The following is a 24,154-nucleotide window of genomic DNA, read 5'->3' as shown; positions in this document are numbered from 1 at the left end:
GGCCCTGCCCGGCCTTCCCGGTCCCTGGCCCCGCCATGCTGATCCTGGTGGGCCTCCTGCTCGTCATCGTGGTGACCGCCGTCACGGGCTACTTCGTCGCCCAGGAGTTCGGTTACGTCGCGGTCGACCGCAACCGCCTCCGCCAGCAGGCGGAGCAGGGCGACAAAGCCGCCGCCCGCGCCCTGACCGTCACCGAACGTCTCTCGTTCGTGCTGTCCGGCGCGCAGCTCGGCATCACCGTCACCGCCCTGATCGTCGGCTACGTGGCCGAGCCGTTCCTGGGCGAGGGCCTGGCCGGCCTGCTCGGCGTGGCCGGCATCCCACCGGCCGTCGGCATGCCGGTCTCCATCGTGCTGGCCCTGATCGTCGCCACCGTCGTGCAGATGGTCCTCGGCGAGCTCGCCCCCAAGAACCTGGCGATCGCCCGCGCGGAGACCGTCGCCAAGGCCCTCGGCCGTTCGACGCTGCTCTACCTCACCGTCTTCGGCCCGGTCATCAAGCTCTTCGACGCCGCGGCGGCCAAGCTGCTGCGCCGCGTCGGCATCGAGCCGATCGAGGAGCTGCCGGAGGGCGCGACCGAGGAAGACCTCGAGCAGATCATCGCCGAGTCGCGCGCCGAGGGACACCTCGGCCCGGAGCTCTCCGAGCTGCTCGACCGCGGCCTCGACTTCCGCCGGCGCACGGCCTCCGAGGTGATGGTGCCGCGCGTGGACGTCCACACCGTCCAGGCCTCGGCCCCGGCATCGCAGATCGTCGACCTGCTCCGCACGGGCCGGTCCCGCTTCCCGGTCCGCTCCGGTACGGGCGTGGACGAGATCGTCGGCGTCGTCGGCATAGCGGACCTGCTCGCCGTACCCCCGGCCGACCGTGCCACCACCGCGATCTCGGAGATCTCGGTCCCGCCGCTGCTCGTCCCCGCGTCGCTGCGCCTGCCCACGGTCCTCGACCGCCTCCGCGCCGGCCACCGCCAGCTGGCCTGCGTCGTCGACGAGTACGGCGGCTTCGCCGGCATCATCACCCTCGAGGACATCGCGGAGGAACTGGTCGGCCCGATCCGCGACGAGGACGACCTGCCCGAGCCGGCCCCGGCCCGCCAGGACGACGGCTCGTGGATCGTCCCGGCCCGCTGGCGCATCGACGAGGTCACCGACGCGACCGGCGTCGACCTGCCCGAGGGCACCGACTACGACACCATCTCCGGCCTCGTGATGTCCCACCTGGGCCGGGTGCCCGAAGTGGGCGACTCGGTGTCCCTGGACTCCGGAGCGGACCTCGCCGTGCTGTCGGTCGACCGGCACGTCCCCGAGTCGGTACGGATCGTGGCCCCGTGAGCACCACCTGGGCCGCCATCTGTTCACTGCTGCTGCTGGCCGGCAACGGCTTCTTCGTGGCGGCGGAGTTCGCCCTGGTGGCGAGCAAGCGCTACCGCCTGGAACACGCCGCGGCGGACGGCAGCCGAGCCGCCCGCGCCGCCCTCGACGGCAGCCGGGAACTCTCCCTGATGCTGGCCGGCGCCCAGCTCGGCATCACCCTGTGCTCGCTCGGCCTCGGCGCGCTCGCCGAACCGGCCATCGAACACCTGCTCCACCCGCTGCTGCACGCCGCCGGCCTTCCCGACGTCCCCAGCGCGGCGATCGCCCTCCTGGTGGCGCTGATGGTGGTCACGTTCCTGCACCTGGTCCTGGGCGAGATGATGCCCAAGTCCTGGTCGATCACCGACCCGGAACGCTCGGCCACCCTGCTGGCCCTCCCGTTCCGCGGCTTCGTCCGGCTCGCCCGCCCGGCGCTGGTAGCCCTCAACTGGCTGGCGAACGCGGCCCTCAAACCCTTCGGTGTGCACCCGCAGAACCAGCTGGCGCAGGCCCACGGGCCGGAGGAGATGAACATCCTCCTGGAGCGCTCGCGGGCGGAAGGGCTGATCGGGGCGGAGCAGACCGAGCTGCTGACCAGCATGCTCAAGCTGCAGGAGATGAAGGTCGCGGATCTGCTGATCCCGGACGACCAGCTGGTCACGGTACGGCCGGGCTCGTCAGCGGGAGACGTGGAGCAGGCATCGCTGCGCAGCGGTCGATCCCGCCTCGCCGTGATCTCCCCCGCGGACGTGGTCGTCGGCGTGGTGCACGTCCGCGACGCCGTACGAGCCACCACGGCCGGCAGGCCCGCAACCGCTCGGGACCTGATGGACCCGCCGTTCGTCCTGGACGCGGGCACGACGGTCACGGACGCGGTGACCGCGATGCGCGGCGCCCGGGCACAGCTCGCGATCGTCACCCGACGTGGGGAAAGAGCCGGTTTCGTCGCCCTGGAAGACCTGTTGGAGCAGGTCATCGGCGAGTTCGACGACGAGACTGATCCCGTACCGGTGGGCAGGCGCATGCGCTGAGAGGAAAACGCCGATGGTCTTCGAGAAGGTGTTACGCGCATTCGGCGTAGGCGGCCCGACCGTCGACACCGTCCTGGCCACCCCCGACGCCTACCCCGGCGGCGAACTCCTCGGCGCGGTCCGGATCACCGGCGGCGACTACGACGTCGCGATCGAAACGCTGGCCGTAGGCCTGGTGACCCGGGTGGAGGCCGAGGACGGCGACGCCCTCGTCGAATTCCACCGCGCGTGGGTAGCCGCCGGCTTCACCCTGGCGGCGGGGGAGCATCAGGACATCCCGTTCAGCATCACGCTGCCGTGGGAGACGCCGCTGACCCACGCGTACGGGAAAAAGCTCAGCGGAATGTCCCTCGGCCTGCGCACCGAGCTGACGGTGGAGAAAGCGGTCGACAAGGGGGACGTGGACCTCGTGGCCGTGCATCCACTGCCCGCCCAGGAGGCGGTGCTCGCCGCGGTGGACCGCCTCGGCTTCGGCTTCCGGCACGCCGACGTGGAACGAGGAGCGATCTACGGGGTACGCCAGGAGCTGCCGTTCTACCAGGAGATCGAATTCACGCCGCCGGAGGTGCTCGCGGCGGAGATGGACGAGATGGAACTGACCTTCGTGGCGGACCCGGAAGGGGTTGAGGTGATCCTCGAACTGGAGAAGCACGGGGGTCTGTGGCGCCAGGCCGAGGACAGGTATGCCCGGCTCCGGATATCGCACCTGGAGCCGGCGTCGAGGGACTGGGCGGTGGAGGTGGAGCGGGCGATCCGGGAGGCGTTGCCGGCGGGGGCTCCGGGGCTGCCGCGGGACGGCGGGATGCACGCGCTCTGAGGGCGGTCCCCTGGGGCTGGTCGATCTCGGCCTTGCCCCCGCCTCTGCCCCGGCGCTTCCCGTCCCCGGCCCTTTCAGTCTCCCCGCCCTTCCGTCTTCCTGACCTTTCCGTCTCCCTGGCCCTCGCCGTTCGACGCCTGCATCCCCTTCGGCTGCGGACGGCTCCTCGTCCGCGTGCCCCGGCGGCCCCCACGGCGAGGGCGGTGAGCTGATCAGCCGGCGGTGGCGGTGGCGAGCTTGATGCCGAATCCGACGAAAACCATGCCGATCCCGGTGGAAGCCGCAGCGGACAACCGGCGCCGTCGCCGGAACTGCCCTGCCAGGAACTGTCCCCCGAAGATGAGTCCGCTCAGGTAGAGGACGCTGAAGAACTGCAGGATCGCGCCGAGCACCAGGAACGACAGGGCCGGGTGCGCGTAGCCCGGATCGACGAACTGGATGAAGAACGAGACGACGAAGAGAATCGCCTTGGGATTGAGCACACTGACGAGCAGGGCCCGTCGGAAGGGTCGCTGCACGCCCTTGGTCTCAGGACCCGCTGCGCCCTTGGTCTCATGACCGGTTACGCGCTTGGTCTCATAACGGGCTGCGCGCTGGGTCTCATGACCAGCTGCGCGCTTGGTCCCAGGACCCGCTGAGCCCGCCGCTGCCGCGAACCTGCCGTCCGCCGGACCCCTGGCCCGCCATTTCCGCCAGGCGCTCAGCAAGATCCCCACGCCCAGCCAGGCGAGGTAGGCACCGCCGGCGTACTTCACCACCATGAAGATCGGCGGGTACGCCTGGAGCAGGGACGCCACCCCAGCGGCGGCGAGCACCATCAGAACGGTGTCGCCCAGAAACACCCCGAAGGCGGCGCGGTACCCGGCCCGTACGCCCCGCTGCGCGGCAACGGAGATCACGAAGATCGAGTTGGGGCCGGGCAGGAGAACGATAGCCACGGTGCCCAGCACGTACGTCCAGAACTCGGTGATACCCAGCACGTTCCTATACTCGGCATCGCGGTGGCGTCACGGCACTGGTCCGGACGGCCAGGACGCTGTGGCTTTGCCCACGACGTGAGCATCGCTTCGGAGCTTGGCCGCTGGTGCGCCTGGCGGGACACGTCTTCTCCGATGGCCAGCCGACCTCCGAAGCGATACCGCAGCCCGCCCGGAAGCCGCGGCCGGGCGCCCGCCCGGAAGCCGTCGCTTGGCGCCCGTGCGGAAGCCGCCGCCGGGCGCCCGTGCGGAAGCCGCCGCTTGGCGCCCGCCCGGAAGCCGCCGCCTGGCCGTCCTTGGAGTGCCGCCGCGCCGCCGGCGGGCCCCGCCGCCCGCGCGCCCGGCCTCCCCGCGGAGACGCTCCCCGCGGTAGTCGATCAACAGGCCAGAGGCGCACCGCTCAGGCGGCCTCCGACCGTGTCCGCAACCGATCCTGGGCCGCGGGCCACCCGTCCATCGTCATGTCGATCAGCAGACCAAAGACGCACCGCTCAGGCGGCCTCCAACCGGGTCCGTAGCCGATCCCGGGCCGCGGGCCACTCGTCCACCGTCATCGCGAAGAACACGGAATCCCGCCACGTCCCATCCGGCCGCAACCGATGCCGCCTGATCACACCGTCCCGGCTGGCGCCCAGCCGCGCGATGGCTCGCTGTGACCGCTCGTTGCGGATGTCCGTGTACCAGAACACGCGTTCCGCGCCGAGCACCTCGAAAGCTCGCTCCAACAGCAGCAGCTTGGCCTCCGTGTTGACCCCGCTGCGCCACCAGCGGCGTCCCAGGATCGTGTGGCCGATGCCGAGCGAGCCTCGTTCCTCGTCCACGTCGTGGTAGCTGGTCATCCCCATGACCTCGCCCGTGTTCGGGTCGCACTGCGCCCACGAGACACGGTCGCCCGCCCACTGCTGGCGGGCTGCTATCGCGACGTGCTCCGCCATCTCCTCGCGGGTCTTCGGGCGCGGCGTGGGAAGGAACTGCCACACCTCGTCGTCCGCCAGCGCGGCCAGCAGGCCGTCGACGTGCGCCGGCGCGAGTGGCTCCAGCGACACGTGCCGTCCTCGCATGGGCGCGGCCGTGGTCCACGGTGAGGCCTTCTTGGGCAGGTAGGCCGGCGGGGGCGGTGCCACTCCGGCATCCGGCTGTGGCGGGCCGGCCACGCGTTGCAGGGGTACCACTCCGGCCCAGTGCGGGAGAGGGAGGTCGTCGGCATCGTCGGCCACTCCGCCTGCGCGTGCCCGTACCGAAACCTCCGTCAACGGCAGCGCCAGAACCGCCGTGGTCGTCAACTCCCGGTTTGTGGGTGGGCGGCTGTCGGCCGCCCGGCCGGCTCCCAGCTTCTCGACCAGAGCTGTCATCGCGGCGCGCTTCTCGGCAGCATCCGTGACCGGTCGCGCCGTGCCGTGCGCGATCAGAGACCGATAGTTGGCGCTGTGATGGAACTGCGAACGCGCGTAGACGAGCCCGTCCAGCAGGGTCACCGAGACGCAGACGCGCACGCCGTCGGGCCGTGCCGTCAGGCCGAGCCGGCCCCCCGTCGAGGCATGGAGATAGAGCGTGTCACCGACGCGAACGTGCAGCGTGGGCAGAGCACGAGGCTCGTCGTCGACCACGAAGGCCACCGTGCAGTCATACGCCTCGTCCAAGATCGCGTGCGCAGTGTCGCGCTCGTAGTGCATGCGATCGCGGTACCGGGTCGCCGTCGTGCGTGCGGTCGGCTGGTAGAGGTCGGTCACAAGATCCTCCTTGCCAAAGCCTTTGTACTAGTACAGAATCATCGCTGTGGCAGAACAATATCAGGTCAGCGGCTCGACCGCCGCATCGATTTCCGAGAGCATCGAGGCGGGTGTCCGGCGCGGTGACTGGGTCTGGGGTGCCGCACTGCCGCCGATCCGGATGCTCGCCGACCAGCTGCACGTCAGCCCCGCCACGGTCTCGAAGGCGTATCAGGACCTGCGCCAACGCGGCATCGTGGAGACCTCGGGGAGGCGCGGCACGCGGATCAGACCTCGCCCTCCGGTCGCCGGCCCGCGGGCCGAGCTGCGCCTGCCCGTGCCCGCCGGCGCGGTGGACCTGTCGTCCGGAGACCCCGATGTCCGCTTGCTGCCCGCCCTGGGTCCGCACCTCCGCGCGCTGTCCGATGTGGTCGACCCTCCTTATGGGTACGCAGCAGGCGCCATGCCCGAGCTCATCGACGCGGCGCGCCCGCGCCTCGAGGCCGATGGCGTCCCGGTCGCCGACGCGGCCATCACTGTCACGAACGGCACGCTCGACGCCATCGAACGCCTGCTCACGACCCATCTCCGGCCCGGAGACCCCGTGGCCGTCGAGGATCCGGGCTGGGCCAATCTCCTTGATCTGCTCGCGGCGCTCGGTCTGACGGCCGTGCCGGTCTCGGTGGACGACGAGGGTCCGCTTCCGGACAGTCTTATGGCGGCCCTCACGGCCGGGGTGCGCGCAGCCGTCATCACGACACGCGCCCAGAATCCGACCGGAGCCGCGGTCACAGGCGAGCGCGCCGCCGCGCTTCGTGAGGTCCTGTCCTCTCGCGCTGACGTCCTGCTCATCGAGGACGATCACGCTGCGGAGCTCTCCGGCGTACCGGTGCATTGCCTGATCGGTGCCACCAGATCTTGGGCTTTCATCCGATCGGCGTCCAAACCTTTCGGCCCCGACCTGCGCATCGCCGTCGTGGCTGGGGACGAGGCGACCATCGCCCGCGTGGCGGGCCGCATGCGCGTCGGCGCCGGTTGGGTGTCCACAGTGCTGCAGCGCCTGCTGCTCCGGCTCTGGCAGGACGGGGACGTGACGGCGCAGATCGCCGAGGCCGGCAGAAGCTACGACCGTCGGCGCCACGCGCTGCGTGAAGCCCTGACGTCCCGGGGGGTCAAGGCCTACGGTCAGACAGGCATCAATCTATGGGTACGCACACCCGACGAAACCCGCCTCGTGACGGCCCTACGAGATGCGGGGTACGCGGTGGCGCCCGGGTCCCTGTTCCGTATCGACGCGCCGCCGGGCGTACGGATCACCGTCAGCCCGCTCGACGACGCCGCGATCGAGCCTCTCGCCGAAAGTGTGGCCGCGGCCGCCTACCCGCCCGGCGTGAGCATCCCGGGCCGATGAGGTCGTCGGCTCGTGCGCCCACCGCGTGCCGGAAGGCGGTCCTGGTCAACCCCCTTCAGGTGATACCGCCGGGCGTGGAGCGCGCGGGAAGGGGTAGAACGGTGACATGCCGAGGACCGAGGCTCCCATCGGGGCGCAGCATTTCGTTCCGCCGAACGCGCACGAGCTCGAGGAGCTCAAATCCGCCGCAGCCCACTGCGAGGGCTGCGAGCTCTACCAGAACGCCACGCAGACGGTGTTCGGCCGCGGTGCCGCCCACGCGCGTGTCGTCTTCGTCGGTGAGCAGCCGGGCGACGTCGAGGACCAGCAGGGTCTGCCCTTCGTCGGCCCCGCCGGGCGGCTCCTGCGCGAAGCTGTGGACGATGCCGGTATCGACCCCGGGAACGTCTACATCACCAACGCGGTCAAGCACTTCCGCTTCGAGCTGCGCGGCAAGCGCCGCATCCACCAGAGCCCGGGCCCGGCCCACATCACGGCCTGCCGCCCCTGGCTCGTGGCCGAGTTCGCGCTGCTCAAGCCCGAGCTGGTGGTGGTGCTCGGCGCCACCGCAGCCAAGGCGCTGCTCGGCCCGTCGTTCCGGGTCACGCGGTCGCGCGGTCAGCTCATGCCTTGGCCGGCGTCCGCCCAGCATCCTGAGGACTTCCCGGTGGCGGAGATCCAGGCGCTCGCCACCATCCACCCGTCCGCTGTGCTGCGGGCAGACGACCGTGACGTCGCGTATCAGGGCCTGGTCGACGATCTCAAGGTCGCCGCCACGGCACTGGCTTGATCGGTGCGCCCTGACGGCTCGTGCTGGGAGCGTCGCGTCGCTGCACGCCCGCTGTCGGAGCGCGCATCGGCACCCGTGATTCGGGTCTCACCGACCTGCTCGGGGCGCTACGGGTGCGCTCGGTCGCCGAGGCTCCGCGAGTAGGCTTCCCGAGTGCGATTGACGGACTTCTGGCAGCGCCTCGAGCAGGCCTTCGGGGCCACGTACGCGCGCAGCATCGCCGCCGATCACACCTTCTCGGACCTCGGTGGACGGACGATCGACGAGGCCATCGCTCAGGGTGTTGATACGGCCACGATCTGGCGAGCCGTGGTGGCGGCGTACCCCGATCGGGTGCCCCTCCAGCTCTACTGACTGATTTTTCGTACGTTTGTTCTGGCGTGTCGCTCGATCGTCGTACACCTGTTCGGCTATTGTCGCCAACGGCGTACTCATCCACAGCTGACGACCGGGCGGCGGTTTTCTGTCAGACCCAGCGTCTAGCGTGACCGGCGTGGTGAACAGAAGCTCATCGGCGAAGACGCCTGCGAAGTCGAATACAGGGGTGGCGGACATGGTGGCAGGACCTGACCGGGACAAGGCTCTCGATCTGGCGTTGGCACAGATCGACAAGCAGTTCGGCAAGGGCTCGGTGATGCGGCTGGGTGAGCGGCCGGTCGTGCAGACCGCCGTCATCCCGACCGGCTCGATCGCCCTCGACGTGGCGCTCGGCGTCGGCGGTCTGCCGCGCGGCCGGGTCATCGAGGTCTACGGACCCGAGTCCAGCGGTAAGACGACGGTCGCCCTGCACGCGGTGGCCAACGCCCAGCGGGCCGGCGGCATCGCGGCCTTCATCGATGCCGAGCACGCGCTCGACCCGGAGTATGCCCGGGCGCTCGGCGTCGACACGGACGCCCTGCTCGTGTCGCAGCCCGACACCGGTGAGCAGGCGCTCGAGATCGCGGACATGCTGATCCGCTCCGGCGCGCTCGACATCATCGTCATCGACTCGGTGGCCGCCCTCGTGCCGCGTGCCGAGATCGAGGGCGAGATGGGAGACAGCCACGTCGGTCTGCAGGCCCGCCTGATGAGCCAGGCGCTGCGGAAGATCACCGGTGTCCTGAACAACTCCGGCACGACCGCCATCTTCATCAACCAGCTCCGCGAGAAGATCGGCGTCATGTTCGGCTCGCCGGAGACGACGACCGGTGGCCGCGCCCTGAAGTTCTACTCGTCGGTGCGCCTCGACGTGCGCCGCATCGAGAGCCTCAAGGACGGCACCGACGTGGTCGGCAACCGCACCCGCGTCAAGGTCGTGAAGAACAAGGTCGCCGCGCCGTTCAAGCAGGCCGAGTTCGACATCATGTACGGCAAGGGCATCTCCCGCGAAGGCTCCCTGATCGACGTCGGCGTCGAGCAGAGCATCATCCGCAAGTCCGGCGCCTGGTACACGTACGACGGTGACCAGCTCGGCCAGGGCAAGGAGAAGGCGCGCGAGTTCCTGAAGGAGAACCCCGACGTCGCGGCCGAGATCGAGAAGAAGATCCTCGAGAAGCTCGGCGTGGGCCAGACCACCGGCGACGCCGCGGGTGGTCCGGAGCTCCCGCCGGTCGACTTCTGATCCAACGCCCGCCCGCCCGCGCCGGGCTCGATCTCGTCGGATCGGTCCGCCGGGCGGGGACGTCGGCGGCCTCCGCGGCGAACGCCTGCCGGCCCGGTCCGCCGGGCAGTCCTTGCGTTGGTCCCAGAGGGCTGGGCTGGTCTGGCTGGGCTCGTCTCGGTGCGCCGGTCACGCCGGGTGCCCCGCCGGGCTGGTCCCGACTGGCTGGATCTCGTGGGGCGGACCCGGGCTGGTCCTGACGGCCTGGGCGGTCCGGCTGGGCGGTCCGGCTGGGCGGTCCGGCTGGGCGGTCCGGCTGGGCGGTCCGGCTGGGTTCGTCTCGGTGCGCTGGCCACGCCGGGTGCCCCGCCGGGCTGGTCCCGACTGGCTGGATCTCGGGAGGCGGGCCCGGGCTGGTCCTGACGGCCTGGGCTGGTCTCGCTGGGCCGATCCACCCGGCCCGTCGGGCCGGTCTCGTCATCAATCGGCCCGGCCGGCGACCGGATGGCCGTCGATCTGACCCACCCGGGCCAGCTGGAAACGAGGGGACGTTGAGCTGTGGCAGGACGACGCGGTGCGCGGTCCGGACGGGGCTGGGATGCGCTCCCGCCCCGCGCCGCCCGGGGCAACTCTCCTGACCGCGACGCCTTCGCCGGCGGACGGCGGCGCGCCCGATCTGCCGAGGCCGCGGACCGCCCGGCCGAACCGCCGAAGTCCGAGGCGGAGCTGGCCAGAGAGATCTGTCTCCGGCAACTCGCCGTACGCCCCCGCACCCGCGCCGAGCTGGCCAAGGCACTGACCCGCAAGGAGATCTCCGAGGAGGTCATCGCCGAGGTTCTCGACCGCTACGACGAGGTCGGCATCATCGATGACGCCGCCTTCGCCCGGGCCTGGGTGTCCAGCCGTCACCACGGTCGCGGTCTGGCCCGCCGCGCCCTGGCCAACGAGCTCCGGCAGCGCGGGGTCGACGCCGAGGTGGCGACCGAGGCGCTCGAGAGCCTCGACGAGGACGAAGAGGCCGCGACCGCCCGGGCGATGGTGGACCGCAAGCTCCGTACGGCCACCGGTACGCCCGACCAGATCTTCCGTCGCCTGGTCGGCATGCTGGCCCGGAAGGGCTACCCGGCCGGCGTGGCCATTCGCGCCGTCAAGGACGCGCTGGCGGCCCGCGACGCGGAGGCGGCCGAGTTCGCCGACCAGATCGACGCCGACGCCATGGCCGACAACGAAAACGACAGCTCGTCGTGACCACTTGCCAAGATTGGATCTTCCGAATCAGGGCGTGATGGTGTGTCCGGTCAGTGCCACTTGTTGATCCCGGTGATCGTTCCGCGTCGCGGAACCGCTCGGTCAGCCCGTGCCCCCACCGGCGGCCTGGCAGCGCACGGCAAGCTTGTCGAAGCGAGTGGCCTCCCGCGGTTGCGTTGAGCTGGTTGCTCTCGCACTCCACCGCCTGGGGCTGCTTGTAGGTCCCGGAAGGCCGATGGCCGGCCGCCCTTCGACCCCAGCTTGCTCCGGTGCGCGGCATGGTCAGCCTTGATCGGAATGCTCGCCCGGATCCCAAGCCAGGTGCCCGTCGTGGTCATCCGCACCCGAGAGGCCTAGCCGCCGTCCCGGCAGGACATCGGTATCGTGGTTTGGGTGATCGAGCTGTTGTTCGAGCCGGGTGACCTGGCTCGGATTCGCTTCGCGCGCTCACCCGTGCAAGAGCTCATGAGCAGCATGCGGATCGCCGGTCACGCCGATCGGACCCGGATGCACCAGCCGTGGGTGCAATCGGTGCGCGGGGCCGTGTCCGCCCTGCGGCTCGACCTGCTGCGGCCGCTGCTCGCCGCCCGGCGATACGTGCCAGATTTCCTGACGCCGCCGCCGGATCGGATGGACACCAGGTTCGCCGACGAGCTGGCCCGGGTGCGCAGTACGCCGGAGGCGACCGTCCGTGCGCAGCTGGAGTTGCTCGCCGGGGACGGCGCGCTGCCGGAGGCGTTGCTGCCGCTGTACGAGGATCCGGAGCGGCACCTGGGCCGGCTGGCCGCCGAGATGCAGGCGTACTGGCGGGTGGCGATCGATCCGGTCTGGTCCCGGCTGGCCGGCCTGCTCGATGCCGAGATCGGCCACCGCGCCGACCAGCTGACCTCCGGCGGCATCGTGCGGCTGCTGGGCAACCTGCACCCGGAGCTGGAATACGCCGACGACGCGTTGCGGATCCTCTGGCCGGCCTGGCAGTCGCAGAGCAGGCTCGACGGCGCCGGGGTGCTGCTGGTGCCGTGCGTGTTCGCCTGGCCCTCACTGCTGGTCGACACCGATCCACAGTGCCCGACGCTCGTCTACAGCCCACGCGGTGTCGGCCAGGTCTGGGACGGCTCGGCCCGGTCGGCGACGCCGCCGGTCGCCGATCTGCTCGGCCGCAGCCGGGCGGCGCTGCTGGCGCGGCTCGATCTGCCCCTGTCCACCACCCAGGTCGCGCGGGACCTCGGGCTGAGCGTGGCGGCGGTCAGTGAGCACCTGTCGGTGCTGCGCCGGTCGGGGCTGGTCTGGTCGCGCCGGGCCGGCCGCCAGGTGCTCTACCAGCGCACGGCACTCGGTACCGACCTCCTGGGGGCCGGTGCGGGGGCGAGCATTCGGTGAGCGCCGAATCGTGGAGCCGCCGCGGCGCCTCAGCACACCATGTCCGGGACAGCGCAACGGACATGAGGGAGGCCACACATGCGCGTGGCAAAGGTATTTGTACTGACGGCGGCGGCGACGGCGATGGTGGCGGTTTCCGCGGTGCCGGCTGCCGCGTCCGGCTCCGGCACCGGCGGCGGGTGGGAGCCGACGAGCACACCACCGTTCGTCATCCCGGCCGGGGACGTGTGCTCCTTCGAGGTAAAGGGCGACATCGTCCGTGACCGCGAGCGGATGCGGACGCCGGCGACCTACCCGGACGGTTCGCCGAAGGTGCAGGACTTCGAGGGCGTGCTGGTGATCCGGTACACCAACACCGGCAACCAGAAGTCGGTCGTCCGCGACGCGACCGGTTCCATCCGGGTGTACTACCTGGAGGACGGCACCCGGATCTCGCAGCTACGCGGCCACAACGCCCTGCCGATCAAGGCGTCCAACGTGGGCTTCCCCGGCGGTGACTACATCACCCACGGCGACTTCGTCGTGATCCGGCACCCGGACGGCAGCCGCGAGGTACCGGTGCGGCTCGGGACGATGGAGAACCTCTGCGAGACGCTCGCCTGAGGGTGTGCTTGGTAATCGGGTCAGAGCCATTCGTTGATCGCGGTGATAGTCACGGGGGCTTCGTAGGAACGGCAAGGTGGTCGCAGCAGGTCGCCATGCCGCACTCGACGGCGTGACGCTGTTCGCAGAGCTCCGGGTCGAAGGTCGGCGGTCGGCCGCCCTCCGACCCGAGCTTGCGCCGGTGCAACGCGGTCAGCAGCCGCTGCCACTCGCGAAACAGTCAGTACAACGTCTGCACGGGCGCACACTCCGCGGGCACTTCCCGCCACGGCGCCCCGACCCGGATCCGCCACGGATCCCGTCGATGAACTGTCGGCCGCTCCACTTCGGCGGCCGCCTACGCACCCGTACAGCAGGTAGGACCGCGACCAGGCCGCTCACTAAGCGTCGGTGAGATCGTGCCGCCTTGTCACCGCTGCGCTGGTTTGGGCGCTAATCGACTTACCGGAGACCTCGTCTCGTACCGGTCACCGCCACGCCAATGAACAGCTGACACCCCAGCAAATAACCAAACACGCCTTAGTCGTCGCTCCTGCTCGCCTCGCCGAGAGCCGGTTTATCCAGGACGGATTCCGAAATGGAATCCGCCACGGGCGACGTCCGCCGCTGGGGCCCCCGCACAGCATGCCGCTAGGGGGGTGGCATAACCGGCCCGAGTACGCATCGCCGTGATCTTGCGCACGGCAAGGGGAGCGGGTCTGGCCGTCAAAGCGCAGGCAGAGTGCGACGTGGAAGCTGACATCCACCTCGCCGCCGCACCCGATCGGACGGCCGGATAGGCCCTCGCACCGGCCGAACCATGGTGCAAGGGAGCGATCAGGCGCCTACGGTGCGTCGATGCTCCGCCCTGAACAACGCCCGGCTTCACCCACATTGTCAATGGTGGATGGAAGTGATCCACGTCTTCCGGGTAATCTGCCTCTCCGGACTCACGTAAATGATTGTCCACTGAAGACCGAACGGTCTGAAGTACGGGGAGGAACATGCGAACCAATCAGCTCGCACGCCAGCGCGGCGTGCGTGCCGTAGCGCGGCTCGGCTTCATCGTCGGTGCGGTCGGTGTGGCGGCCCTCGCGGGTGCCTCTGGCGCGGCCGCTTCCACGACGCAGATCCACGCTCGTGGTGTCGTGGTACTCGACGAGCCTGCCGCCACGTCCGGAGACAACTCGGCCACCAAGGCGGCCGAGGAGGGCGACGACCCGGCAACCAGTGAACCGGGCGCCCCCGATGATCCGAGCACTCCGAACGACTCGGATGCACCGACCAACCAGGGCGGCGCCGGAGGCGGCGACGACGCCGGTGCCGACGACCCGAACACTCCCGACGATCCGGACACTCCAACTGACCCGGATACTCCGACTGACCCGGATACTCCGACCGACCCGGATACTCCGACCGACCCGGATACTCCGACTGACCCGGATACTCCGACCGATCCGGATACTCCGACCGATCCGGATACTCCGACTGACCCGGACACTCCGAACGACCCGGACACTCCGAACGACCCGGACACTCCGAACGACCCGAACACTCCGGATGATCCGAACGACGGCGGTGGCAGTAACAACCCGTCCGACCCGACGCTCCCGTCCGAATCCGGCGAAGGGGGCGGCACCGGCGACAACGCCGGCACCACCGGTGGCGGCACCAACGGCGGCAGCGGCAACGGTGGCACTAACGGTGGCACCGGTGGGAGCTCCGACGCGAGCGGTGGCCTTCCGGTCACCGGCGTCAACGTCGTGAGCATCGCCGGCGTCGGCGCGGCGATCGCCGCGGGTGGCGTTGGTCTCATCCTCGTGACACGGCGTCGCCGTCCGGAGGACGCGGACGCCTGACCGGCCCTCCTCGGAAGGCTGGTGGCGAGCGGATGAAGGCGGACCCGCAGCCCCTCTGGGCTGCGGGTCCATTCTCTTCGGTCGATCTTCACGGGACGTCCTCGATCGCAGCCGACTGGTAACCTGCATCGTCGTGACAGACGACGTCCAGGGCGCCCACCATGCCGGCGTTCCCCTTCCGGGGGACACCGAGGCGACGTCCGTGGCCGCGCGACCGGGCGGAGTTGTCGAGCACCCCGAGTCGGTCATTTCCTCGCAGTCCGGCGGTTCGGCAGGCTCGGGTGAGGAGCGCCAAGACAGCACACCCGAGGAGACGGGCTCGGTGAGTCGAACGGACCACCCATACGGAACGTCTCCGCATGGCGACCGCGAGAGCAGTATCGGAAGTCCTGAGGGGGCGAGCCCCGGCTCAGTAGCAGCACCCGCCCCTCCGCCCCAGCCAGCCGCGTCCCACTACGACGCGGTGCCGGGAAGCCCGGCCCCGGCAGCGACCCCGTCCTACGGCCCGTTCCACAACACGGCCGAGATGCGGACCCCCACCCCCGGAGTGCCACCGTTCGCCGGCCCGGTGCCAACCTCAGGAACGGGTTCCACCTCCGCGCCCCCGGACTGGTCCACCCCGACCTCCGGCGCAGGGGTCGACGAATACGGCCTCGACCTCGGCGGCCCTCACCACTTCGGTCCCACCAGGGGCGCCGGGTCGCCGGATCCCTTTGCTCCGACAAGCGGCGCAGGGAGCCCCGCGAGCGGCGCCGGGGTGCCGGATCCCTTTGCTCCGACAAGCGGCGCAGGGAACCCCTTAAGCGGCGCCGGGGTGCCGGATCCCTTTGCTCCGACAAGCGGCGCAGGGAACCCCTTGAGCGGCGCCGGGGTGCCGGACGCCTTCGCGCCGACAAGCGGCGCACGGATTCCCACCAGCGGCGCCGGCGGCCCGGGTCCCTTCGCGCCGACAAGCGGCGCAGGCAAACCCGCCAGCGGCGCAGGCGCAACCGATCCGTACGCCATGGCGAGCGGCGCAGGTGCACAGGACCGCTTCGGCTTCGAGGTCGCCCCGAGCTACAGCTCCGGCCCGCGTATCGAGCCCACCCCGAAGCAACCCCGCGGCCGCCTCCTCGTCCCGGCCCTCGCCGGCCTCGTCACCGGCTTGCTGATCTTCGGTACGGGCGGCTGGTTCCTCGGCCGCTCCACCGCCCCGAACCCCAAGGCCGCCCCGACAGTCGCGGCCCCCAGCGCCGCCCCGACCCCAGGCGTTTACGAGCAGCGCCAGATCGCGATCAACCAGCCGAAGTTCGCCGGTTCGCTGGAACCCGTCGCGCGCGGCTGGCTCCCGTACCTTTCGGGTTGTTCTCGCAGCGGTGAGAAGGACGGCCCGAAGCTGGCCCAGGGTGAGAAGGCTCGCGTCCGTTGCGAGATGGACGCCATGAGTGTGATCTTCGTCGAGTACGGCACCACCGCCGACCGCGACAAGGCTCGGGTCACCACGTTGGGCCAGAACGTCGACGCGCGTACGCTCACTCCGGGCGTCGGTCCGACGGCCGAGCGGGCTACTCCCTCGGGGCGTACGAGCGGTAACTACGTCGAGTACGCCTACCAGGTCTCCGGTCGCACGGTGGCCGGCATCTGGTGGGACGACAGTGGTACGCCCGTCGCGGCGTACCTGCTCGCGTACTGGAAGGAGGGGGCGGGTGAGAAGTGGGATCCTCTGCGCGACATCTGGTCCCGCTACGCCTGAAATGCCCCTCACCCAGCGTGAGCTGGGCCTGAGTGAGTCTGTGCCGTACGTCCCATCCGCTGCCGAATCATGAGTCCTTGACCGAACCGGCTTCCGCGACCTAGCCTCGCGTTACACAAGGTTTGTTCGACCATCGAAGGCTAAGCGCACAACATAGATCGCATTACTTTTCGGCATCACTTCTGGTCTTGGACGGGACGCCCGGCGACGCCATCGCCGCCAGCCGACCGCCCTACCGGTGGGGGCATGAGCACTATCGGCTGCCCGGTACCCGAGGCGGTGACTCGGTTCAGGCCGCGCATCGCCGACCGGAACGCCGGGGCATCGGCACGACCTGGGCCGGTAACCCCGTCGGCCCGGCCTGGCCGGTGCTGTGCGGGAAGGGGCAGGATCGGCGGCTTCGGGTCGGGGGCCCATCGAACCGGCAGGAGTCGGCGAGACGCGCCCATGACCGGGAGCCCGGCCAGGGCCGGAAGCACACGGCGGGACAATTGGACCAGCCGGAATCCGGCCACGGCCCGGGGCAAGCGACCGCGGCAGCCGGCCACATCCGGGGCAACCCGCCACGGAAAGCGACCGGCCACCCCGGACAAAGCCCGGCCACGGCAGGCGCATGCCCAGCCACGGCAGGCGAAAGCCGAGCACGGCAGGCGCGAGCCGGCCGAGCCGCACCACCAGGCAAGGCTGCCCACCAGCCGGAAGCCACCGGCGCCGCCCGAAAGACCGCACGGGCAGCGCCGAGCCACCACCCGCGGTCGGTCGTCGGCCCCGACGCCCGCACAACCCCACCGTGCGGCGCCTGAAGCCACGCGGCCGACAGCACCTGCGATCATCAGCCTTTGGTCGGGCATCCCTTACCCGCGCTCCGCGCAGGACCAGCCCGCGCTCCGCGCAGGACCAGCCCGCGCTCCGCGCAGGAAACAGACCGGCCCGCAGAGCCTGCGGCGCGGCGAAGGGAGAAGCGGCGAGATGACGCCCCTGGACTGGGTGCTCGTGGTGGCGGTCGTCGTTCTCGCCGCCGCCGTCGTGGCCGGCCTGATACTCGGCGCGCGGGCTTTGCGCCAGCTCCAGGAGGCCCGGTCCGCCGATCAGGAGAACCGTGAGCGCACCTTGCAGACCGCCAAGGCCAAGGTCGACGACGCGAACGCGAAAGCTGCCTCCGTACGCGCGGAAGTAGCCGCCGCCAAAGCGGAAGCGACCGCCGCCCGGGCCGAGGCGCGGCGGGTTCTGGAATCCGCGCACGAGGAAGCCGACACGATCCTCGAGCACGCCCACCGCCAGGCGGAGTCCGACGCCGAGCAGGTTCGGGCAGCCGCCCGCCGCAGCGGTGAACGCGAGGTCGCGCTCCTCAACACCACGGTGAAGGAGCAGGCCGCGGAGGTCGAGCGGCGGGAAGCCCGGATCGACGAGCGGGAGCGCCTGCACGCCGAGGAGGTGGAGCGTCTCGTCGAGCGCGAGCGCCGCCTCGCTGCCATGGACGCCGATCTGACCGCCCGCGAGGCCGCCCTGAGCACCCGGGAGACCGAGCTCACCGAGGCTGAGGAGCGGCGCCGCCGGGAGCTGGAGCGGATCGCGAACCTCACCGCCGATCAGGCGCGCGCCGAGCTGATCGAGAACATCGAGGGCCAGGTCAAGCGGGAGGCCGCGATCCTGGTACGCGACATCGAGACCGAGGCGAAGCGCACCGCCGACACCCGGGCCCGGCACATCGTCGTGGACGCCATCCAGCGCATCGCCAGCGAGCAGACGGCCGAGAGCGTCGTCAGCGTGCTGCACCTGCCCAGCGACGAGATGAAGGGCCGGATCATCGGCCGCGAGGGCCGCAACATCCGGGCGTTCGAGTCGACCACCGGCGTCAACCTGATCATCGACGACACCCCCGAGGCGGTGCTGCTCTCCTGCTTCGATCCGGTTCGCCGGGAGGTCGGCCGGCTGACGCTCGAGAAGCTCGTTCTCGACGGCCGCATCCATCCGCACCGCATCGAAGAGGTGTTCGAGAGCGCCAAGAGCGAGGTCGACCGCCTCTGCGAGCGGGCCGCCGAGGAAGCGCTCGTCGATGTTGGCATCACCGACATCCACCCGGAGCTCGCCACGCTGCTGGGCCGGCTGCGCTACCGCACCAGCTACGGCCAGAACGTCCTCAAGCACCTGGTCGAGACCGCCCACATCGCCGGCATCATGGCCGCCGAGCTCGGCCTCGACGTTCCCACCATGAAGCGCTCGGCCTTCCTGCACGACATCGGCAAGGCGCTGACGCACGAGGTCGAGGGCAGTCACGCCCTGATCGGCGCCGACCTGGCCCGCAAGTACGGCGAGTCCGAGGACGTCGTCCACGCGATCGAGGCCCACCACAACGAGGTGCAGCCGCAGACCATCGAGGCCGTCCTCACCCAGGCCGCCGACGCCTGCTCGGGCGGTCGCCCGGGCGCGCGCCGCGAGAGTCTGGAGGCGTACGTGAAGCGTCTCGAGCGCATCGAGGAGATCGCCGGTGGCAAGGCCGGCGTCGACAAGGTCTTCGCCATGCAGGCCGGCCGCGAGATCCGGGTGATGGTCCGCCCGGAGGACGTCGACGACATCGGCGCCGCGGTCCTGGCCCGCGACGTCGCCAAGCAGATCGAGGAGGAGCTGACCTATCCCGGTCAGATCCGGGTGACGGTCGTCCGCGAGTCGCGCGTCACCGAGCTCGCCCGCTGAAAGGTCAAGAGCTGGCTGTCGTAGCGAAGTGGGGGGTGCAGACCGTCGCTCCCGCCGAGGCCGGGCACGGGCGGCCGAGGAGCTGACGCTCCAGAACAGCCACCCGCACCCTTCATTCTGCGTAAGTGGTTGCGCCGCTGAGGGCGGCCGGTACTAGCCTCCTGACGGTGATCACTCTTCATCGCGCGACCCTCACCGCCGCGGAGCTGGGCAGCCTTGACGAGATCTGCCGATCGCAGCCGGCCTACTGGCGGGCCAGCGGCGACCAGGATCCCGACTCGATGACCCGGGCCGAGATCGAGGCGATGCTCCGCGAGGACGCCGAGGCGGACGGATGCGAGACGGTGGTCGGCCGCGACAGCGCCGGCCGGGTGGTGGGCTTCGCCCAGCTGCTGCTGCGCCATCCGGTCGACGGCCACCCGTGGATCGGGCTGTTGATGGTCGACGGGCGGCAAGGTCGTCGAGGGTACGGCCGCGAGATCGTCACGGCGGTCGAGGACCGGTTCCGGTCCGAGGGCGCGACCGCGGTCCGCCTCGGCGTCCTGGTCGTCAACACGGAGGCTCAGCAGTTCTGGGCCAGGCTGGGATACCGCGAGATCGACCTGCGCCCGGACCGAGCGAAGGGCCGCCCCACCTTCGTGATGGAGAAACTGTTGTAGAGCGACCGGATCAGGGATCTGCCGGCTCCCAGAGCAGGAGCTGGCGAAGGTGGCTGAACGTCCTCGCGAACCATGACCGACTGGACGTCGCCGTACCACCGATGCCGCGACTCGTTGCGAGGCACCCGTTCGGCGACGAGCAGCCAGGCAGCGCCGACCACGTACCCGTCGATCTCGGCGACGAACGGCAGATGCGTCTCCGCGTGCGCGGCCACCCAGTCGGCGTATGCCGCGATCTTGTCGGGTGCGATGCACTGCAGCTCAGCCAGTGCCCCCACGTCCGGCCGCGCCGCCCAGTCGCACGATCATCCGGAGGAGTCCAGGCGGCTCTGTCTCGCCTCAGCGGGAGACGCCCACCTGCGATGCCTCGGTCAGCCCGGCTTCCTGCGCGACGTCCGTGGGCAGGGCGCGCGTCTTGCGCCCCCGTGCCAGCCGTCGCTGGACGTAGCCGGCCAGCTTCGAGAGCCCGTAGTTGACCAGGATGTAGATCACCCCGACCACGACGTACATCTGGATCTGGTTGTTGAGGAACTGGACGATCTGGCTGGTGACCCGGAGGATCTCCTCGTAGCCGATGATGAAGCCCAGCGACGTGTCCTTGAGGACGACGACGAGCTGGCTGATCAGCGCCGGCAGCATGATCCGGAAGGCCTGGGGGAGCAGGATCTGGATCGTGGTGTCGAAGGTGCTCAGCCCGATGGCCTCCGCCGCCTCGCGCTGGCCGCCCGGGAGGCCCTCCATGCCGGAGCGCAGGATCTCGGCGATCACCACGGTGTTGTAGAGGATCAGGCCGATGACCAAGTACCAGAGCAGGTCACCGAGCTCTACGCCCACCGAGGGCAGGCCCAGCCAGACGAAGACGATGGTGATGACCACCGGCAGACCGCGGAACACCTCGACGACGATGCGGCTGAGCCAGTCCAGCGCGACGGTCAGCACGCGCAACCCGATGGCGAGCGGCTTGGCGAAGCCGGTGAAGCGCCGCTTGCTGACCGCCTTGAGCTGGATACGGGCGATGGCGAGCAGGGTGCCGAAGAGGACCGAGCCGACCACCGCCAGGACGGCCGCGATCAGGGTGGCCCGGAAGCCTTCGCCGATGCGCTTCCAGACCTGGCTGAAGTATTCGTTGGAGGGGTCGAACAGCGGACCCCACTTCTCCATCGTGAACTCGCCCCGCGCGTCCAGGGGACGGTAGACGAGGTAGTAGGCGCCGGCCATGAGCAGCGCCGCGACGACGATGCTGCTGATCAGGGTGACGCGCTTGGCGCGCGGCCCCGGCGCGTCGTAGAGGGCGCTCATCGGGCCACCGCCCGGCGCTTCTCGATCTGGTCCAGGAGCACGCCCAGCGGCACGGTCAGGATCAGATAGAAGATCGAGATGCCGATCATCACCGGGATGGCGGGTTCGCCCTGGACGGTGATGAGCGAGTAGCCGCTGTTGGAGAGGTCGCCGACGACGCCGAAGAAGCCCGCGAGCGCGGAATTCTTGATCATCGCGATGATCACGCTGCCGAGGGGCACGACGGCCGCCTTCCAGGCCTGGGGGAGAACCACGAAGCGCAGGTTCTGCCCGAAGGTGAGCCCGATGGCGCGAGCCGCCTCGGCCTGCCCCGTGGGAACCGCGTTGATGCCCGCCCGCAGGGCCTCGCAGATGAACGCGCCGGTGTAGAGGCTGAGCGCGATGATCGCGAAGCGGAAGTACGGCAGGTCGATCCCGAGCCGGTCGAACAGCGACGTCAGCCCGGGGATGCGCAGGAAGTCGGCGTTCGAGCCGAGCGCCGGCAGGCCGAACGCCGAGAAGAAGAAGACGATGGTCAGCGGGATGTTGCGGAACACCGTCACGTACGCCGTGCCGACCGCGCGCAGGGGTGGCACGGGGGAGATCCGCATGACGGCCATCAGCGTGCCGATGATCAGCGCGCCGACGGCCGACAGCAGGCAGAGCTGGAGGGTGAGCCAGAAACCGCTCGCGAAGACGTCGAGATGGTCGGCGATCGTGCTCACGGATCCGTCCTCCGAATGTCAGACACCCTCCAGCTCATCCCTTCTCAGTACCGGTCGACCGTGGGGATCTTCGGGTCGTTCGGGTCGTACTTGCCGGCGGTGTCCTTCCACGCCTTCGTGTACGAGCCGTCCTTGAACGACGCCTCCAGGGTGTCGTTGATGAAGTTCCGGAAGTCCTTGTCGCCCTTCTTCACGCCGATGCCGTACGGCTCCTCGGTGAAGGTGCTGCCGGCCAGCTTGAACTGGTCCTTGTTGGTCGCGATGAAGCCGGTGAGGATGACGTTGTCGGTGGTGACCGCGTCGACCTGGCCGCCCTTCAGGGCATCCACGCACTTCTGGTAGATGTCGAAGAGCACCAGCTGCTTCGCCTTGTCCTTCAGGTACTTCTCGATGTTGGTCGCCGGCGTCGAGTTGGTGACGGAGCAGACCTTCTTGGTGCCGTCCTTGAAGGAATCGGGTCCGGTGATGGAGGTGTCGTCCTTCTTCACCATGATCGCCTGTCCGGCGATGTAGTACGGCCCGGCGAAGTCGATGACTTCCTTGCGCTTGTCGTTGATCGTGTACGTCGCCACCACGATGTCGACCTTGTCCTGCTGGAGCACCTGCTCGCGGACGGTCGACGGCGTCTCGGTGTACTCGATGTTGCCCTCGGCGATGCCGAGCTGCTTGGCGATCATCTTGGCGATCTCGACGTCGAAGCCCTCGGGCTTGCCGCTGAGGCCCTTGAGGCCGAAGCCGGGCTGGTCGAACTTGGTGCCGACGCGCAGCTTCTTCGCATCGTTGAGCTTCTGCATCGTCGAACCCGCGGGGAAGTTCTTCTTCTCGCCGCCGGAACCGGAATCGTCCCCGCCGCACGCGGCCGCGGTCATGGCCAGGACCAGGGCCCCGGCCGCCGCGGTCAGTCGGGTGATGCGCATCGTGCCACTCCTCCTATTGAATACTGACAAAGGTGTCCGGAATGGACGGATCAGTGCGTGAGGATCTTGGACAGGAAGTCGCGGGCGCGCTCGCTCTTGGGGTTCTCGAAGAAGTCCGCCGGGGTGGACTCCTCGACGAGCTGGCCGTCGGCCATGAACACGACGCGATCCGCGGCGTGCCGGGCGAAGCCCATCTCGTGGGTCACCACGACCATGGTCATCCCCTCCTTGGCGAGCGACGTCATGACGTCGAGCACCTCGCCCACCATCTCCGGGTCGAGGGCGCTGGTCGGCTCGTCGAAGAGCAACGCCTTGGGCTGCATCGCCAGGGCGCGGGCGATCGCCACGCGCTGCTGCTGGCCGCCGGAGAGCTGTGCCGGGTACTTGTCCGCCTGGTTCGCGATGCCGACCCGATCGAGAAGGCCCATCGCCCGCTCCCGTACCGTTGCCGGCTGTTCCCGGCGCACCTTCACCGGGCCGAGCATGACGTTCTGCAGGATGGTCTTGTGCGCGAAGAGGTTGAACGACTGGAAGACCATCCCGACCTCGCTGCGCAGCCGCGCCAGCGCCTTGCCCTCCGCCGGCAGTGGACGGCCGTCGAAGGTGATGGTTCCGGAGTTGATCGGTTCCAGCCGGTTGATCGCCCGGCACAGCGTCGACTTGCCCGAACCGGACGGTCCGATCACGACGACCACCTCGCCGCGGGCTACGGAGAGGCTGACATCCTGCAGGACGTGCAACGGGCCGAAGTACTTGTCGACGTGCTCGAGGACGATGAGAGGCTCGCTCGTCGTCACCGTCTGACCACCGTCCCGTCGTTGGGTTCACTCGGATGGGGGTCACTCTAGGGGGACGGGTGTATCGGTTCGCGCCGAGAATGGTCACGGAGCAGTAACACCGCAGGTGTGCGGGGAAAGGGATGTCCACGATGAGCGGTATGGCTGACGCCGATCCGACAGATGGCCTCTGGAACTGGTGCGCCGCCGGCACCGTGGATGCCACGGCGGTCCGTGCGGCCGTCTCCGGTGCCCTGCAGCGACCGGTGACCACGTTGGACTCGCCGGCCGGGGATGCGGTGCTGTGCGACGTCTGGCACGTCGGCGGCGACTTCCCGACATTGATCGATTGCTATCTGACGCCCGGCGATCTCTGCGAGGCGACGATCGCCAGCGCCGTCGCGGTCCGGCTCGGCGCCGACCTTCTGCTTCCCGACGACACGCTCAACCCCACGAGGTACGTCCTGGCCGAGCCCGACGGGACGCTGCGGGCCGTGCACGTGGACGAGACCGAGACCGACGACGGTACGGAGCGCCGCCACGTACGCCCGTGCACCGGCTCCGACCCGGCGTGCGCGGCCGGCCCCGGCTGCACCCGCTCCCGCTGGAAGCCGGCGGCCACCCCGGAGCGACCCGCGGCCGCTTAGGGGTTCGGCCCG

The 24,154-nt window shown here is 69.9% G+C and carries 21 protein-coding genes and 1 pseudogene; 15 read left to right on the top strand and 7 right to left on the bottom strand.

What is annotated here, in order from left to right:
* Positions 1 to 35: 35 nt before the first annotated feature.
* Genes ACIBO8_RS22565 through ACIBO8_RS22555 form a run of 3 tightly spaced genes read left to right on the top strand, consistent with a single transcriptional unit; the run spans position 36 to position 3,200 of the window.
* Positions 36 to 1,331 (top strand): hemolysin family protein, encoded by a 1,296-nt coding sequence (locus tag ACIBO8_RS22565; RefSeq protein WP_396117248.1) that lies wholly within the window; start codon positions 36 to 38, stop codon positions 1,329 to 1,331.
* Positions 1,328 to 2,383 (top strand): hemolysin family protein, encoded by a 1,056-nt coding sequence (locus ACIBO8_RS22560; RefSeq protein ID WP_396117247.1) that lies wholly within the window; start codon positions 1,328 to 1,330, stop codon positions 2,381 to 2,383. The genes ACIBO8_RS22565 and ACIBO8_RS22560 overlap by 4 nt, the downstream gene beginning before the upstream one ends.
* Before the next feature lie 13 nt (positions 2,384 to 2,396).
* Entirely contained in the window at positions 2,397 to 3,200 is an 804-nt protein-coding gene (locus ACIBO8_RS22555) for a sporulation protein (protein ID WP_396117246.1), read from the top strand.
* A gap of 212 nt (positions 3,201 to 3,412) precedes the next feature.
* Here the strand turns inward: ACIBO8_RS22555 and leuE are convergent, their stop codons facing one another.
* A complete protein-coding gene (gene leuE / locus ACIBO8_RS22550; protein ID WP_396117245.1) occupies positions 3,413 to 4,180 on the bottom strand; it encodes a leucine efflux protein LeuE in 768 nt (255 codons plus the stop codon).
* Between the two features lie 488 nt (positions 4,181 to 4,668).
* Positions 4,669 to 5,907: a bifunctional pyridoxamine 5'-phosphate oxidase family protein/GNAT family N-acetyltransferase gene (locus ACIBO8_RS22545; RefSeq protein WP_396117244.1), complete on the bottom strand. Its 1,239-nt coding sequence runs from the start codon at positions 5,905 to 5,907 to the stop codon at positions 4,669 to 4,671.
* A gap of 46 nt (positions 5,908 to 5,953) precedes the next feature.
* Between ACIBO8_RS22545 and ACIBO8_RS22540 the strand changes: the two genes are divergently transcribed.
* The 7 genes from ACIBO8_RS22540 to ACIBO8_RS22510 all read left to right on the top strand — a co-directional run bounded on the left by ACIBO8_RS22540 (position 5,954) and on the right by ACIBO8_RS22510 (position 12,876).
* The gene (locus ACIBO8_RS22540) at positions 5,954 to 7,297 is read left to right on the top strand and encodes an aminotransferase class I/II-fold pyridoxal phosphate-dependent enzyme (protein WP_396117243.1); all 1,344 of its coding nucleotides are present in this window, start codon (positions 5,954 to 5,956) and stop codon (positions 7,295 to 7,297) included.
* A gap of 106 nt (positions 7,298 to 7,403) precedes the next feature.
* Entirely contained in the window at positions 7,404 to 8,066 is a 663-nt protein-coding gene (locus tag ACIBO8_RS22535; protein ID WP_396117242.1) for a UdgX family uracil-DNA binding protein, read from the top strand.
* Positions 8,067 to 8,219: 153 nt separating this feature from the next.
* The gene (locus ACIBO8_RS22530; RefSeq protein ID WP_396117241.1) at positions 8,220 to 8,420 is read left to right on the top strand and encodes a DUF3046 domain-containing protein; all 201 of its coding nucleotides are present in this window, start codon (positions 8,220 to 8,222) and stop codon (positions 8,418 to 8,420) included.
* A gap of 199 nt (positions 8,421 to 8,619) precedes the next feature.
* Entirely contained in the window at positions 8,620 to 9,666 is a 1,047-nt protein-coding gene (gene recA / locus ACIBO8_RS22525; RefSeq protein ID WP_364714475.1) for a recombinase RecA, read from the top strand.
* Positions 9,667 to 10,203: 537 nt separating this feature from the next.
* Entirely contained in the window at positions 10,204 to 10,893 is a 690-nt protein-coding gene (locus tag ACIBO8_RS22520) for a regulatory protein RecX (protein WP_396117240.1), read from the top strand.
* Between the two features lie 393 nt (positions 10,894 to 11,286).
* Complete coding sequence (locus tag ACIBO8_RS22515; protein ID WP_396117239.1) at positions 11,287 to 12,273, top strand: DUF5937 family protein; 987 nt, start codon at positions 11,287 to 11,289, stop codon at positions 12,271 to 12,273.
* 84 nt (positions 12,274 to 12,357) lie between these two features.
* A complete protein-coding gene (locus ACIBO8_RS22510) occupies positions 12,358 to 12,876 on the top strand; it encodes a hypothetical protein (RefSeq protein WP_396117238.1) in 519 nt (172 codons plus the stop codon).
* Positions 12,877 to 13,099: 223 nt separating this feature from the next.
* On the opposite strand, the pseudogene ACIBO8_RS22505 reads toward ACIBO8_RS22510, so the two are convergent.
* Positions 13,100 to 13,289 (bottom strand): annotated as a pseudogene (locus tag ACIBO8_RS22505) (transposase); the annotation flags it as partial.
* Positions 13,290 to 13,859: 570 nt separating this feature from the next.
* Between ACIBO8_RS22505 and ACIBO8_RS22500 the strand changes: the two are divergent.
* From ACIBO8_RS22500 to ACIBO8_RS22485, 4 genes are all read left to right on the top strand, one after another.
* Positions 13,860 to 14,714, top strand: a complete 855-nt coding sequence (locus ACIBO8_RS22500) for a hypothetical protein (RefSeq protein ID WP_396117237.1) — start codon at positions 13,860 to 13,862, stop codon at positions 14,712 to 14,714.
* Positions 14,715 to 15,717: 1,003 nt separating this feature from the next.
* A complete protein-coding gene (locus tag ACIBO8_RS22495; protein WP_396117236.1) occupies positions 15,718 to 16,446 on the top strand; it encodes a hypothetical protein in 729 nt (242 codons plus the stop codon).
* Positions 16,447 to 17,415: 969 nt separating this feature from the next.
* A complete protein-coding gene (gene rny / locus ACIBO8_RS22490; protein WP_396117235.1) occupies positions 17,416 to 19,140 on the top strand; it encodes a ribonuclease Y in 1,725 nt (574 codons plus the stop codon).
* Between the two features lie 167 nt (positions 19,141 to 19,307).
* A complete protein-coding gene (locus ACIBO8_RS22485) occupies positions 19,308 to 19,799 on the top strand; it encodes a GNAT family N-acetyltransferase (RefSeq protein ID WP_396117234.1) in 492 nt (163 codons plus the stop codon).
* A gap of 339 nt (positions 19,800 to 20,138) precedes the next feature.
* Here ACIBO8_RS22485 and ACIBO8_RS22480 read toward each other — a convergent pair whose 3' ends face one another.
* The 4 genes from ACIBO8_RS22480 to ACIBO8_RS22465 are packed head-to-tail and all read right to left on the bottom strand — an operon-like array spanning position 20,139 to position 23,516.
* Complete coding sequence (locus ACIBO8_RS22480; RefSeq protein WP_396117233.1) at positions 20,139 to 21,098, bottom strand: amino acid ABC transporter permease; 960 nt, start codon at positions 21,096 to 21,098, stop codon at positions 20,139 to 20,141.
* Positions 21,095 to 21,802, bottom strand: a complete 708-nt coding sequence (locus tag ACIBO8_RS22475; RefSeq protein ID WP_396117232.1) for an amino acid ABC transporter permease — start codon at positions 21,800 to 21,802, stop codon at positions 21,095 to 21,097. The genes ACIBO8_RS22480 and ACIBO8_RS22475 overlap by 4 nt, the downstream gene beginning before the upstream one ends.
* 44 nt (positions 21,803 to 21,846) lie before the next feature.
* On the bottom strand, positions 21,847 to 22,719 hold the full coding sequence (locus ACIBO8_RS22470; RefSeq protein ID WP_396117231.1) for a glutamate ABC transporter substrate-binding protein: 873 nt from the start codon (positions 22,717 to 22,719) through the stop codon (positions 21,847 to 21,849).
* A 50-nt stretch (positions 22,720 to 22,769) separates the two neighbouring features.
* Complete coding sequence (locus ACIBO8_RS22465; protein WP_396117230.1) at positions 22,770 to 23,516, bottom strand: amino acid ABC transporter ATP-binding protein; 747 nt, start codon at positions 23,514 to 23,516, stop codon at positions 22,770 to 22,772.
* Positions 23,517 to 23,656: 140 nt separating this feature from the next.
* On the opposite strand from ACIBO8_RS22465, the gene ACIBO8_RS22460 reads away from it, so the two are divergent.
* Positions 23,657 to 24,142 carry a hypothetical protein gene (locus ACIBO8_RS22460; protein WP_396117229.1) on the top strand — a complete coding sequence of 162 codons (486 nt, stop codon included), beginning with the start codon at positions 23,657 to 23,659 and terminating at the stop codon, positions 24,140 to 24,142.
* Positions 24,143 to 24,154 lie beyond the last annotated feature (12 nt).

It is taken from the genome of Actinoplanes sp. NPDC049681, assembly GCF_044465265.1.
Classification (GTDB): Bacteria; Actinomycetota; Actinomycetes; order Mycobacteriales; family Micromonosporaceae; genus Actinoplanes.
Note: the sequence above shows the minus strand (reverse complement) of the source record. Positions and strands in the feature narration are given on the sequence as shown.